Source organism: Streptomyces sp. SS7, from assembly GCF_037993025.1.
Lineage (GTDB): Bacteria > Actinomycetota > Actinomycetes > Streptomycetales > Streptomycetaceae > Streptomyces.
Window position 1 is genome coordinate 8,645,738 of sequence record NZ_CP141223.1, and the last position, 15,150, is coordinate 8,660,887.

Here is a 15,150-nt window from a genome sequence, read left to right on the forward strand (position 1 = left end):
CCCGCTCCTTCCGCTCCGCCCCACCGCCCCATCTCTAGGGACTGATGACGCTCATGGCTAACGAGGACAAGCTCCGCGACTACCTCAAGCTGGTCACCACCGACCTTCGGCAGACCCGCCGACGCCTTCAGGAGGTCGAGGCCCGCCAGCAGGAGCCCATCGCCATCGTCTCGATGAGCTGCCGCTTCCCCGGCAACGCGCACACGCCCGAGGACTTCTGGGGCATGCTGGTGGCCGGCGCCGACACCGTCTCCGAGCTGCCCGCGAACCGTGGCTGGGACCTGGAGAACCTGTACCACCCCGACCCGGAACACCAGGGCACCAGCTACGCCCGCTCCGGCTCGTTCCTCTACGACGCCGCCGACTTCGACCCCGCGTTCTTCGGTATATCGCCGCGCGAGGCGACGATGATGGACCCGCAGCAGCGGCTGCTGCTGGAGACCTCGTGGGAGGCGCTGGAGCGGGCCGGCATCGACCCGGGCACCCTGCGCGGCGAGAAGGCCGGCGTGTTCGTCGGCAGCAGCGACCAGGGGTACGGGGCGGCTGCCGCCCGGGCCCGCGACCGCGTCGAGGGACACATGCTGACGGGCGGCTCCGGCGCGGTGCTGTCCGGCCGTATCGCCTACACCCTCGGCTTCGAGGGCCCCGCCGTCACCGTCGACACCATGTGCTCCTCGTCGCTGGTGGCGCTGCACCTCGCCGTCCAGGCGCTGCGCCAGGACGAGTGCCGGCTCGCCCTGGCCGCCGGCGCCACCGTCATGGCCGGCCCCCGGAACTTCGTGGAGTTCAGTCGTCAGCGGGGGCTTGCGCCGGACGGTCGGTGCAAGCCGTTCGCGGCGGGGGCGGACGGTACGGGCTGGGGTGAGGGTGTGGGGGTGCTGCTGCTGGAGCGGCTCTCGGACGCCCGTCGCAACGGTCATCCGGTGCTGGCGGTGGTGCGCGGTTCGGCGGTCAACCAGGACGGGGCGAGCAACGGGCTCACGGCGCCCAACGGTCCCGCGCAGGAGCGGGTGATCCGGGCGGCCCTCGCCAACGCACGCCTGGGCGCCGATCTCGTGGACGCGGTGGAGGCGCACGGCACGGGCACCACCCTGGGCGACCCGATCGAGGCCCAGGCACTCCTGGCCACCTACGGGCAGGCGGACCGCGAGGAACCGCTGCGCATGGGCTCCCTGAAGTCCAACATCGGGCACCTGCAGGCCAGTTCGGGTGTCGCTGGGGTCATCAAGATGGTGCTCGCCATGCACCACGGCGTCCTCCCGAAGCTGCTGCACCTGGACGAGCCCACCCCGCACGTCGACTGGTCGTCCGGCGCGGTCGAACTGCTCACCGAGAACGAGGAGTGGCCCGAGACCGGCCGGCCCCGCCGCGCGGGCGTGTCCTCCTTCGGCGGCAGCGGCACCAACGCCCATGTGATCCTCGAACAGGCACCGGAGTCCGACCCCGAGGTGAGCGGACCGGAGACCACCGACGACCTCGGCGCACCCGTGCTCGTGGCTGGTGGTGTCGTGCCGTGGGTGGTGTCGGGCCGTGGCGGCGAGGGGCTCGCGGGTCAGGCCGGCCGCCTGGCGTCCTCCGTGGAGTCTGCCGCTGACGAGGTGCGACCGGTGGACGTGGCGTGGTCCCTGGCCGCCACGCGAGCCGCGTTCGAGAACAGGGCGGTCCTCCTCGGTACGGAGCGAAGCGAACTCGTCGCAGGACTCGGGGACCTGGCGGGCAATGCCGGTGTGGCTCCCGGAGCGGTGACCGGCAGCTTCGACGTGGTTCCCGACGGCACGGTGTTCGTGTTCCCGGGTCAGGGGGCTCAGTGGGTGGGTATGGGGCGGGAGTTGTGGGATGTCTCGCCGGTGTTCGCGGCGTCGATGGAGGCGTGTGAGCGGGCGTTGGCCCCGCATGTGGGGTGGTCGCTGAGCGAGGTCGTGCGGGGTGCGGCGGAGCTGGTGGACGTGGATGTGGTGCAGCCGGTGTCGTGGGCGGTGATGGTGTCGCTCGCGGAGGTCTGGCGTGCGTGCGGTGTTCAGCCGTCCGTGGTCGTGGGCCACTCGCAGGGTGAGATCGCTGCCGCGGTGGTGGCGGGTGGTCTGTCGCTGGAGGACGGGGCGCGGGTGGTGGCGCTGCGTTCGCGGGCGATCCGCGCGATCGCCGGGCGCGGCGGCATGGTCTCCGTCTCCCTTCCCCTCGCCGAGGTCGAGGAGCTGCTGGCGGGCTGGTCGGGGCGGATCGATGTGGCGGCGGTGAACGGCCCTGCGTCGGTGGTGGTGGCCGGTGACGCGGACGCGCTGGACGAGCTGATGGCCCACTGCGAGAGCAGTGACGTACGGGCTCGTCGTATCCCGGTGGATTACGCCTCCCACACCTGGCACGTCGAAGCCATCGAGGACGAGCTGGCCCGGGTGCTGGCGGCGGTGGAGCCGCGTTCGGGTCAGGTGCCGTTCTTTTCCACGACCGAGGCGGAGGTGGTGGATACGGCTCTGCTGGACGGGGGGTACTGGTATCGGAACCTGCGTCAGCGGGTGCGTTTCGCGGATGCCGTGCAGGGTCTGGTGGATCAGGGGTACGGGGCGTTCGTCGAGGTCAGTTCCCATCCGGTGCTCGGCATGGCGGTCCAGGAGGCCGCTCCGGACGCGGTCGTGGTGGGTACTCTGCGGCGGGACAAGGGCGATGCCCACCGGCTGCTGACCTCCCTCGCCGAGGCCTGGGTACGTGGTGTGCCCGTCGACTGGACGGCCGTACTCGCCGGACAGGACGCCCGCACGGTGGCGCTCCCGACATACGCCTTCCAGCACCGCCCCTACTGGTTCGACCCCGACCCGCAGTCGGCCGCCGTCACCGACGGGGTCCAGGACCCGGCGGACGCCGAATTCTGGGCGGCTGTCGAGGGACAGGACGTCGAAGCGCTGACCGGTGTCCTCGATGTCGCCGGGGACACCGGGCAGGAGGTGCTGGCCCAGGCGCTGCCCGTGCTGTCGGCCTGGCGCCGGGGCCGCCGTGCCGCGTCCACCCTCGACTCCTGGCGCTACCGCGTCGCCTGGCGGCCGACAGCCGATTCGTTCTCCACCGCGCTGGAAGGGACGTGGCTGGTCGTCGTTCCCGCGAGCCACGCGGGTACCGAACTCGTCCAGGTCTGCCTGGAGGGGCTCGCCGCGCACGGGGCTCAGACCGTTCCCCTGTTCATCGACTCCTCCGACACCGACCGCGAGCGGCTCGCCGCGCTGCTGACCGAGACGGCACAGCACAACGGCGTGGACTCCGTCCAGTTCGACGGCGTGCTCTCCTTCCTCGGGCTCGACGAGCACCCGTACCCCGCACAGCCGGGACTCGCGGCCGGTCTGGTGGCCGGGCTGGCACTGATCCAGGCGTGCGGTGACCTCGGTGTGCGTGCCCCGCTGTGGCTGGCCACCAGCGGGGCCGTCACCACGGGCGACAGCGACCCCCTGCGCAACCCCGTGCAGAACGGCATCTGGGGCATGGGCCGGGTCGCCGCTCTGGAGCACCCCGAGTTCTGGGGTGGCCTCGTCGACCTCCCGGAGCAGCCCGACGAGCGGACCGCCGCCCGGCTGTGCGGAGTCCTGGCCGACTCCCGTGCCGAGGACCAGGTGGCCATCCGCCGGACCGGCGTACTGATCCGCCGCCTGACCCGTGTCCCCGTGGGGGCGTCGGACGGCGGTCACGGTACGTGGACCTCGCGCGGCACCGCGCTGATCACCGGCGGTACCGGTGGCCTGGGCGGCCACACGGCCCGCTGGCTCGCGAACAACGGGACCGAGCACCTGGTCCTGGTCAGCCGTCGTGGAGCGGACGCCCCGGGCGCCGCCGCGCTGGAGGCCGAACTGCGCGAGCTGGGCGTTCGTGTCACCATCGCCGCCTGCGACATCGCCGACCGGGACGCCCTGGCCGCGCTCGTCGAGCGGGTGGAGGCCGACGGACCGCCCATCCGTACCGTCGTGCACACCGCCGGCGTCGGCATCCTCATCCCGCTGGCCACCACCACCCTCCAGGAGTTCGCCGACGGGGCCGAGGCCAAGCTGTCGGGCGTCGCCCATCTCGACGCGCTCTTCTCCGACGACCGGCTCGACGCCTTCGTCGTCTTCTCCTCCGTCGCGGGAGTCTGGGGCAGCGGCGACCACGGAGCGTACGCGGCGGCCAACGCCTACGCCGACGCGGTCGCCGAGCACCGGCGGGCCCGCGGTCTGGCCGGCACCTCCATCGCGTGGGGCATCTGGAGCGACGAGGGCGGCGGCATGGCCCTCGACATCGTCCAGGAGCAACTGCGCTGGCGCGGCATCCCCTTCATGGACCCCGCCCTCGCGGTCAGGGGCATGCAACAGGTCCTGGACCGCGACGAGTGCTTCGTCGCCGTCGCCGACATCGACTGGGAGCGTTTCGTCCCCGTCTTCACCGCTGCCCGCCCCCGCCCCCTCCTCACCGAGGTGCCCGAGGTCGCCGAGCTGCTGCGCGCCGAGGAGGAGCGCCACCGCCAGGACACGTCGGCCGTGGCGGGCTCCGGTCTCGTCGACCGGCTGCGCGGCATGGGCCCCGACGAACAGCAGCAGGCCGTACTGGACCTGGTGCGCGCGCAGGTCGCCGGCGTGCTCGGGCACAGCAGCCCGAGCAGCGTGGAAGTGGGCCGGGCGTTCCGCGAGCTGGGCTTCGACTCGCTGACCTCGGTAGAACTGCGCAACCGGCTGAACGCCGCCACCGGCCTGCGTCTGCCGGTCACCGTGATCTTCGATCGGCCCACGGTCACCGCTCTGGCCCGGCACGTCCGCGAGGAACTGCTCGGAGACACGGCGGCCCTTCCCGTGCCGGCCGCGCCCATGGCCCCCGCGCGTGAGGCCGCCGCGGACGACGACCCGATCGTCATCGTCTCCATGAGCTGCCGCTACCCGGGCGGCGCCGACAGCCCCGAGGAACTCTGGCGGATCCTCGCCGAGGGCCGCGACGTCATCGACGCGTTCCCCGACGACCGCGCCTGGGACCTCGAGGCGCTGTACGACCCGGACCCCGACCGCGAGGGCACCTGCTACGCACGCGAGGGCGGCTTCGTCTACGACGCGGGCGACTTCGACCCCGGCTTCTTCGGGATCTCGCCGCGCGAGGCCATCGCCATGGACCCGCAGCAGCGCCTGCTGCTGGAGACCTCCTGGGAGGTCCTGGAACGGGCCGGGCTCGTTCCCGAGGAACTGCGCGGCACTCCCGTCGGTGTGTTCGTGGGCGCCGCCAACCAGGGCTTCGGCGGCCTGGACAACCTGCCCGAGGGCGTCGAGGGGCACATCGTCACCGGCAGCGCCACCAGCGTGCTGTCCGGCCGGATCGCCTACACCCTCGGTCTCGAGGGCAGCGCGGTGACCATAGACACCGCCTGCTCGTCCTCCCTGGTCGCCCTCCACATGGCGGTCCAGGCGCTGCGCTCCGGCGAGTGCTCCATGGCCCTGGCGGGCGGTGTCGCCGTGATGGTCGAGCCCATCGGTTTCATCGGCTTCGCCCGGACCCGTGGTGTCGCCCAGGACGGGCGTTCGAAGGCGTTCGCCAAGGCCGCCGACGGCATGGGCCTCGCCGAGGGCGCGGGCATGGTGCTCCTGGAGCGCCTCTCGGACGCCCGCCGCAACGGACATCCCGTGCTGGCCGTGGTCCGCTCCACCGCCCTCAACCAGGACGGTGCGAGCAACGGCCTCAGCGCCCCCAGCGGCCCCGCCCAGCAGCAGGTGATCCGGGCGGCGCTCGCCAAGGCCGGGCTGTCTGCGGCTGACGTGGACGCGGTGGAGGCGCACGGCACGGGCACCACTCTGGGCGACCCGATCGAGGCGCAGGCGCTTCTCGCCACGTACGGACAGGGACGCGATCCGGAACGGCCGTTGTGGCTGGGCTCGTTGAAGTCCAACATCGGTCACACCCAGGCCGCCTCCGGTGTCGGCGGCGTGATGAAGATGGTGCTGGCGCTGCAGCACGGGCTCCTTCCGCCGACGCTGCACGTCGACGAGCCGACTCCGCATGTCGACTGGTCGGCGGGAGCGGTGTCGCTGCTCACGGAGGCCGTGGAGTGGCCGCAGGCCGAAGGCCGTCCGCGCCGCGCGGGTGTGTCGTCCTTCGGAGTGAGCGGCACCAATGCGCATGTGCTGTTGGAGGAGGCTCCGGTTGTGTCGGAGGCCGAGTCCGGGGATGCGGGATCGGACACGTCGCCGGTGCTTGTGGCTGGTGGTGTGGTGCCGTGGGTGGTGTCGGGTCGTGGTGGTGAGGGGCTGGCGGGTCAGGCCGGCCGTCTGGGGTCGGTCGTGGGTTCTGCCGGTGGTGAGTTGCGGCCGGTGGATGTGGCGTGGTCGTTGGCTGCGACGCGTACGGCGTTCGAGAACCGGGCCGTGGTTCTGGGTGGTGAGTCCGGTGAACTGGTGTCCGGGCTGGGTGTGGTGGCTGATGGTGGCGTCGTGGGTTCCGGTGTGGTGCGGGGTGCGGTGACGGGTGCTGCTGACCGGGTGGTGTTCGTGTTCCCGGGTCAGGGGGCTCAGTGGGTGGGTATGGGGCGGGAGTTGTGGGATGTCTCGCCGGTGTTCGCGGCGTCGATGGAGGCGTGTGAGCGGGCGTTGGCCCCGCATGTGGGGTGGTCGCTGAGCGAGGTCGTGCGGGGTGCGGCGGAGCTGGTGGACGTGGATGTGGTGCAGCCGGTGTCGTGGGCGGTGATGGTGTCGCTCGCGGAGGTCTGGCGTGCGTGCGGTGTTCAGCCGTCCGTGGTCGTGGGCCACTCGCAGGGTGAGATCGCTGCCGCGGTGGTGGCGGGTGGTCTGTCGCTGGAGGACGGGGCGCGGGTGGTGGCGCTGCGTTCGCGGGCGATCCGCGCGATCGCCGGGCGCGGTGGCATGGTCTCCGTCTCCCTTTCCCTCGCCGAGGTCGAGGAGCTGCTGGCGGGTTGGTCGGGGCGGATCGATGTGGCCGCGGTGAACGGCCCGGGCTCGGTGGTGGTGGCCGGTGACGCGGACGCGCTGGACGAGCTGATGGCCCACTGCGAGGTGGAGGAGATCCGCGCTCGTCGTGTCCCGGTGGATTACGCCTCTCACACCTGGCACGTGGAGGCGATCGAGGACGAGCTGGCGCGGGTGCTGGCGGCGGTGGAGCCGCGTTCGGGTCAGGTGCCGTTCTTCTCCACGACCGAGGCGGAGGTGGTTGATACGGCTCTGCTGGACGGGGGGTACTGGTATCGGAACCTGCGTCAGCGGGTGCGTTTCGCGGATGCCGTGCAGGGTCTGGTGGATCAGGGGTACGGGGCGTTCGTCGAGGTCAGTTCCCATCCGGTGCTCGGCATGGCGGTCCAGGAGGCCGCTCCGGACGCGGTCGTGGTGGGTACTCTGCGGCGGGACAAGGGCGATGCCCACCGGTTGCTGACCTCCCTCGCCGAGGCCTGGGTGCGTGGTGTGCCCGTCGACTGGACGGCTGTACTCGCCGGACAGGACGCCCGCACGGTGGCGCTCCCGACGTACGCCTTCCAGCGTCGGCGCTACTGGCTGGAGAAGACGGCTCCCGTGGCGGTTTCGGTCTCCGCGCAGGACGCGGTGGACGCCCGTTTCTGGGAGGCCGTCGAGCGGGAGGACCTGGAAGCGCTGGCGGAGACGTTGCGCGTGTCCGACAGTGAGTCGCTGGCCGGTGTCCTTCCCGCGTTGTCGGGGTGGCGTCGGGAGCAGGCTGCGCGGTCGGTGGTGGACGGCTGGCGGTACAAGGTGGTCTGGAAGCCGGTCGGCCGGGACGTCCGGGACGCGGCCCTGACCGGTGTGTGGCTGCTCGTGGTCCCGCAGGGACACCAGGACACCGCACTTGTCACCACCCTCGCCGACGGGCTGACCGCGCACGGCGCCGAGGTGACCACCCTGGAGGTGGCCGCCGGTGTCGGCCGGGAGCAGCTCACCGCACTGCTCGGTACCGTCGTGAGCGACGACGGCGGTGCCCGTCCGGCCGGGGTGCTGTCGCTGCTGGCGCTGGACGAGTCGTCGTACGCGCCCGGCACCGCACTCGACAACGGGCTCGCCCTCACCACGGCCCTGGTGCAGGCGCTCGGTGACGCGGGCGTGACCGCGCCGCTGTGGATCGCCACCCGCGGCGCGGTGTCCACCGGCCGCGCCGACCGGCCGGCCGCCCCCGTCCAGGCGCAGGCCTGGGGGCTCGGCCGTATCGCCGCGCTGGAGTACCCGCAGCGCTTCGGTGGCCTGGTCGACCTGCCGTCGGAGCTGGACGGCCGTGCCCTCGGCCGGCTGGTGACGGCCCTGTCCGGGGCCGTGCAGGAGGACCAGGTGGCCGTCCGGGGTTCCGCCCTGTTCACGCGGCGCCTGGAGCGGGCCGCGCTGCCCGATTCCGCGCCCGCCGTCTGGACGCCGACCGGCACCGTGCTGGTGACCGGCGGAACCGGGGGCGTGGGGGCCCAGGTCGCGCGCTGGCTGGCCCGCAACGGCGCCGGTCATCTGCTGCTGGTCGGACGCCGGGGCCCGGACGCGCCCGGCGCGGCGGAGCTGGAGGCCGAGCTGACCGGACTGGGCGCCCGTGTGACGCTCGCCGCGTGCGACGCGGCCGACCGCGACCAGCTGGCCGCACTGCTGGCCGCCGTACCCGCGGACCAGCCGCTCACCGCGGTCGTGCACGCGGCCGCGGTGCTCGACGACGGTGTGCTGGACGGCCTCACTCCCGAGCGGGCCGAGACGGTGCTGCGGCCCAAGGTGACGGCGGCGCTGCACCTGCACGAGCTGACCCGGGACCTGGAACTGGACGCGTTCGTGCTGTTCTCCTCGCTCGCCGGCACGCTCGGCGGCCCCGGCCAGGGCAGTTACGCGGCCGCCAACGCGTTCCTCGACGCGCTCGCCCGGCAGCGGCACGCCGACGGGCTGCCCGCCACGTCGGTCGCCTGGGGCGCCTGGGGCGGCGGGGGGTCTGGCCTCCGGCGACACCGGAGAGCGGCTGGCCCGCGCCGGTATGCCCGCGATGGAGCCCGAGTCGGCCCTGACGGGGCTTCAGCAGGCCGTGTCCGCCGGTGAACCCGTGCTGGCGCTGGCCGACGTACGGTGGGAGACGTACGCGTTCGCCCACTCCGACCGCGCCCCGCGGGTCCTCGCCGACCTGCCCGAGGTACGGGCGGCCCTGGCGACCCGCGGCACCCCCGTGACGGACGGCGGCGACGGCAACGCGCTCACGGGGCGCCTGGCAGGTCTTCCGTACGAGGAGCAGCGGCGTGAACTCCTCTCTCGGTAAGGACGCTGGCGGCCTCGGCGCTCGGGTACGCCGACGCCGACCAGGTCGACGAGGAGCGGGCCTTCCGTGACCTCGGCTTCGACTCGCTCACCGCGGTGGCCCTGCGCAACACCATCGCCGAGAGCACCGGACTCCGGCTGCCGGTCACCCTGGTCTTCGACCACCCGACCGCCGTCGCGCTCGCGGCGAAGCTGCACGAGGAGCTGTTCGGCGCGGCAGGACTGCCCGCCGACCCGGCACCGGCCGGCACGCTCCGGCCGGTCGCGACGGACGACGACCCCGTGGTGATCGTGTCGATGGGCTGCCGCTACCCCGGGGGGGTGGACGGCCCGGAGGCCCTGTGGCGGCTGCTCGCGCAGGGCGGTGACGCCGTGTCCGCCTTCCCCGAGGACCGCGGCTGGGACCTCGAGGGCGCCTTCGACCCCGACCCGGACCGTCCGGGCACCTTCTACGCCCGCGGTGGCGGATTCCTGTACGACGCGCACCACTTCGACCCCGAGTTCTTCGGTATGAGCCCGCGCGAGGCGCTGGCGGTGGACCCGCAGCAGCGGCTGCTGCTGGAGACCTCGTGGGAGGCGTTCGAGCGGGCCGGTATCGACCCGAAGACGCTGCGCGGCAGCGCCACCGGGGTGTTCGTCGGCTCCAACTACCACGACTACGGCTCCCGGGTGCAACGCGCCCCGAAGGACTTCGAGGGCTACCTGGCCACCGGAAGCGCCGGCAGCGTGGCCTCGGGGCGGATCTCGTACACCTTCGGTCTGGAGGGCCCGGCCGTCACCGTCGACACCGCCTGCTCCTCGTCCCTGGTGGCGCTGCACATGGCCGCGCAGGCACTGCGCTCCGGTGAGTGCACCATGGCGCTGGCCGGCGGGGTCACGGTGATCTCCTCGCTGGACACCTTCATCGAGTTCAGCCGGCAGCGCGCCCTGTCCCCGGACGGACGCTGCAAGGCGTTCTCCGACGACGCCGACGGCGCGGGCTGGGCCGAGGGCGTCGGCGTGGTGCTGCTGGAGCGGCTCTCCGACGCCCGGCGCAACGGCCACCCCGTGCTCGCGGTGCTCGCCGGTTCGGCGGTCAACCAGGACGGCGCCAGCAACGGCCTCACCGCGCCGAGCGGCCCGGCCCAGCAGCGCGTCATCCGTCAGGCGCTGGCCGCCGCCGGGCTCTCCCCGGCCGACGTCGACGCCGTCGAGTCGCACGGCACCGGCACCCGGCTCGGCGACCCCATCGAGGCCCAGGCGCTGATGGCGACGTACGGCCAGGGCCGGCCCGCAGACCGGCCGCTGCTGCTCGGCGCCCTGAAGTCCAACATCGGGCACACCCAGGCCGCCGCCGGTGTCGGCGGTGTGATCAAGATGGTGCTGGCGATGCGGCACGGTGTGCTGCCCCGCACCCTGCACGCCGACCGGCCCTCGACCAGCATCGACTGGACGGAGGGGGCGGTGGCACTCCTGACGGAGGCGGTCGAGTGGCCGCAGGACGCGGCGCGTCCGCGCCGGGCCGGCGTGTCGGCCTTCGGCATCAGCGGCACCAACGCCCATGTGATCCTGGAGCAGCCGCCCGCCGAGGCGCCCGGGACGTCGGACCGGTCCCCGCGGCCGGCCACCGAGACGGAGACGCCCGAAGCTCCCTCGACCGCCCGGGTGGTCCCCTGGGTGCTCTCCGCACAGGGCGCCGACGCCCTGCGCGACCAGGCCGTCCGGCTGCTCGCCCATCTGGAGGACCCGGAAGGGGAGCACACCCCCGTGCCCCTCGACATCGCGCACACCCTCGCCCTCGGGCGCACCGGCTTCGACCACCGCGCGGCCGCCGTCGGCCGCGACCAGGACGAACTCATCGCCGCCGTGCGGGCGTTGGCCGAGGAACGGGAGGCTCCCGGGCTGGTGCGCGGGGTGCGCCGGCGGGGCGGCCGTACCGCGTTCCTCTTCAGCGGCCAGGGCAGCCAGCGGCCGGGCGCGGGCCGTGACCTGTACGCCGCCCACCCGGTCTTCGCCGACGCCCTCGACGCCGTCTGCGCCGAACTCGACCAGGAGCTCGAACGGCCCTTGAAGGAGGTGCTGTTCGCCCCGGCCGGCACCCCCGACGCCGATCTGCTGGACCGGACCGTCTACACCCAGGCCGCGCTGTTCGCCCTGGAGGTCGCCCAGTTCCGGCTGCTGGAACACTGGGGGCTGCGGCCGGACATCGTGGTCGGCCACTCCATCGGTGAACTGGCCGCCGCCCATGTCGCGGGCGTGTTCGACCTGGCCGGCGCCTGCCGTCTGGTCGCCGCCCGGGGCCGGCTGATGCAGGGACTGCCCGACGGCGGCGCCATGCTGGCCGTGCAGGCCGGCGAGGCGGAGGTCCTGGCAGCGCTGAACACCTACGAGGACCGGGTGTCCGTCGCCGCCGTCAACGGCCCGGAGTCCGTGGTCGTCTCCGGTGACGAGGACGCCGTGGAGGAACTGGCCGAGGCCTGGCGCGAGGCGGGGCTGCGCACCAAACGGCTGAAGGTGTCGCACGCCTTCCACTCGCCGCGCATGGAACCCATGCAGGCCGACTTCGCGGCTGTCGCCGACGCGACGGCGTACACGTCCCCGAGCGTGTCCGTGGTCTGCGACCTCACCGGTGAACTCGCCGACTCCGGGCAGCTGGAGGGCGCCGACTACTGGGTGCGCCATGTGCGGGGCACGGTCCGCTGGGCCGACGTCGTCGCCACCCTGGAGGGGCAGGGCGTCACCGCCTACCTCGAACTGGGCCCCGACGCGGTGCTCACCGCCATGACCCGCGACTGTCTCGCCGAGCCGCAGGCCGCCGTCGTCACACCGCTGCTGCGCCGCGACCGGCCCGAGGAGACGGCGGTCACGACCGCCGTCGCCACGCTCCACGTGCACGGCGCGGGCCCCGACTGGGCCAGGTACTTCGCCGGTCGTCCGGTGCGCCGGGCCGAGCTGCCGACGTACGCCTTCCAGCACGCCCGGTACTGGCTCGACGCCGACCCCGGCGTCCCGGACCTCGCCGCCGCCGGGCTCTCCGCCGGGGAGCATCCGCTGCTCGCCGCGGGCACCGCCCTCGCGGGCGGCGACGGCTACCTCCTCACCGGACGGCTCTCGCTCAGCAGTCACCCCTGGCTCGCCGACCACGCGGTCTCCGGCACCGCCGTCCTGCCCGGCACCGCCTTCCTGGAGCTGGCCCTGCTGGCCGCCGACCGGGTCGGCTGCACGGTCGTCGACGAACTCACCCTGGAGGCACCGCTCGTGCTGCCCGACCAGGGTGCCGTCCACCTCCAGGTCACCGTCGGCGAGCCCGGCGAGCAGGGAGCACGCGGCGTGACCGTGCACTCCCGCCCGGACGACGCGGCGGACGACGAGCCCTGGACCCGCCACGCGCTCGGTCGGCTCACCGCCGCGGCGGACCCGGCCGACGAGCCCCCGCTCGGGCCGTGGCCGCCGCAGGGCGCCGAGGAGATCGCCCTGGACGGACTCTACGACCGCTTCGCCGCGGGCGGTTTCGGCTACGGACCCGCCTTCCAGGGGCTGACCGCCGCCTGGAGGCTCGGCGAGGACGTGTACGCCGAGATCGAGCCGCCCGCGGAGGTCACCGCCGACGCCGGTGGCTACGGACTGCATCCGGCCCTGCTGGACGCCGCCCTGCAGACCGTCGGACTGACCGAGGGCGCCGCGTCCGGTCCCGCGCTCATGCCGTTCAGCTGGACCGGCGTGCGACTGCACGCGCCGGGGGCCGGCGCCCTGCGGGTGCGTCTCGTCCCGGCCGGCCCGGACACGGTCGCGCTGACCGTCACCGATCCCGCGGGCGGTCCCGTCGCCACGGTGGGCGGGCTGACCCTGCGGCCCCTGCCGGCCGGGCACCTCGGGGACGACGCCCGTGCCGCCGCCCGGCATCTGTACGAACTGGAGTGGGTGACCCCGCACACCACCGGCGCCGCCGTCCGGGCCGCCTCCGACGGCTTCGCCGTCCTGGACGGCGACGGCGGCACCGCTCTCGGGGAGGCGCTGACGGCCGCCGGGCTCGCCGCCGCGTCCCGGCCCGACCTGGACGCCCTCGCCCGCGCCGTCGCCGTCGGCGACCTCCCGGTGCCCGGGACGGTGCTGGCCGCCGTGCCCGGCCTCGGCGACGACGAGGCGGGGCTGCCGGACGGCACCGCCGTGGCCGCCGCGGTGCGCCGGGTGACCGGTCGCGTGCTGCGGCTGCTCCAGGAGTGGCTCGCCGACGACACCTTCAACGCCACCCGCCTGGTGCTGGTCACCCGGCACGCCGTGACCGTCCACGACGGCGACCGGGCACCCGACCCGGTGGCCGCGGCGGTGTGGGGCCTGGTGCGCACCGCGCAGACCGAGAACCCCGACCGGTTCCTGCTCCTCGACTGGGACGGCGCCCAGGAGTCGTACCGGGCGCTGCCCGCCGCGGCCCGCCACGAGGAGCCGCAGGTCACCCTCCGCAAGGGCGAGACGCGGGTGCCGAGGCTCGTCCGTGCCCGGCTGACCCAGCCGGCCGACGGCGACACCGCCGCGCTGCTCGACCCGGACGGCACCGTCCTGGTCACCGGGGCCACCGGCGCGCTCGGCGGCCTCGTCGCCCGGCACCTGGCCGGCCGGCACGGGGCCCGGAACCTGCTGCTCGTCGGCCGCCGCGGCCCCGACGCGCCGGGCGCCCGGGAACTCCTCGACGACCTGAGCGCGCTCGGCGCCCGGGCCGAACTCGTCGCCTGCGACACCTCGGACCGGGAGGCGCTGGCCGCACTGCTCGCCACGGTCCCGGCACAGCATCCGCTGACCGCCGTGGTGCACACCGCGGGAGTCCTCGACGACGGTGTCATCGGCACCCTCACCCAGGAACGACTCGACACGGTCCTCGCCGCCAAGGCCGACAGCGCGCTGCATCTGCACGAACTGACCCGGCACAGCGAGCTGCGCGCGTTCGTGCTCTACTCCTCGCTGGCCGGCGTCCTCGGCGGCTCGGGGCAGGGCAACTACGCGGCGGCCAACGCCTTCCTCGACGCCCTCGCCCGGCAGCGGCGCGCCCACGGCCTGCCCGCCCAGTCACTGGCGTGGGGCCTGTGGGAGGAGCGGTCGGCGATGACCGGCAAACTGGACCGGGCCGACCTGGTGCGGATGGCCCGCGGCGGTGTCGTCCCGATGCCGTCCGAGCAGGCCCTCGGTCTCTTCGACGCCGCCGTGGCGGCCGACCGGGCGGTGCTGGTCCCGGCCCGCTTCGACACGGCCGGCCTGCGGACCCCTGACGGGGAGGTGCCGGCCCTGCTGCGGTCCCTCGTCAAGCCGGCGCCGGGCCGCCGCGCAGCCGCCGGCGGGGCCGGCGGGGCCGATGGGGTCGCGCCCGCCGAGCGGCTGCGCCGCAGGCTCGCGGAACTGGACGCCGAGGCGCGTCTCGCGGTGCTCGCGGACCTCGTCCGCGACCATGCGGCGGCCGTGCTCGGCTACGCCGACTCCGAGGCGGTGGACCCCGAACGCGGCTTCCTGGAGATGGGCTTCGACTCGCTGACCGCCGTCGAGCTGCGCAACCGGCTCACCACCGCGACCGGGCTCAGGCTGCCGGCCACCCTGCTGTTCGACTATCCGACGCCGCTCGGGCTGGCCCGCCACCTGCGGGCCGAGACCGCGCCGGGCGCTGCGGCGGCCGTACAGCCGATGCTGGCCGAACTCGACCGGCTGGAGGGTGCGTTGGCCGACATCACCGGGGACGAGGAGGTGCGCTCCGCGCTGGCCGGGCGGCTGCGCGGACTGCTCGCGACCCTGGACGCGGCCCCGGCCGCCGGGGCCACGGCCGGCTCCGCCGGGAGCGGCCACGGTGACCACGAGGGGGCCCCGCAGGCGGCGGTCGAGGAACGGATCGACGCGGCCAGCGACGACGACCTCTTCGACTTCATCGACCAGCAGTTCGGGTCCGCGTGAGCCGCTCGGCCAGGCCGCT

1 pseudogene is annotated in these 15,150 nt (G+C 74.2%); it reads left to right on the forward strand.

What is annotated here, in order from left to right:
* Positions 1 to 53: 53 nt before the first annotated feature.
* A pseudogene (locus tag U5640_RS39640) lies at positions 54 to 15,131 on the forward strand (SDR family NAD(P)-dependent oxidoreductase).
* Positions 15,132 to 15,150: the final 19 nt, after the last annotated feature.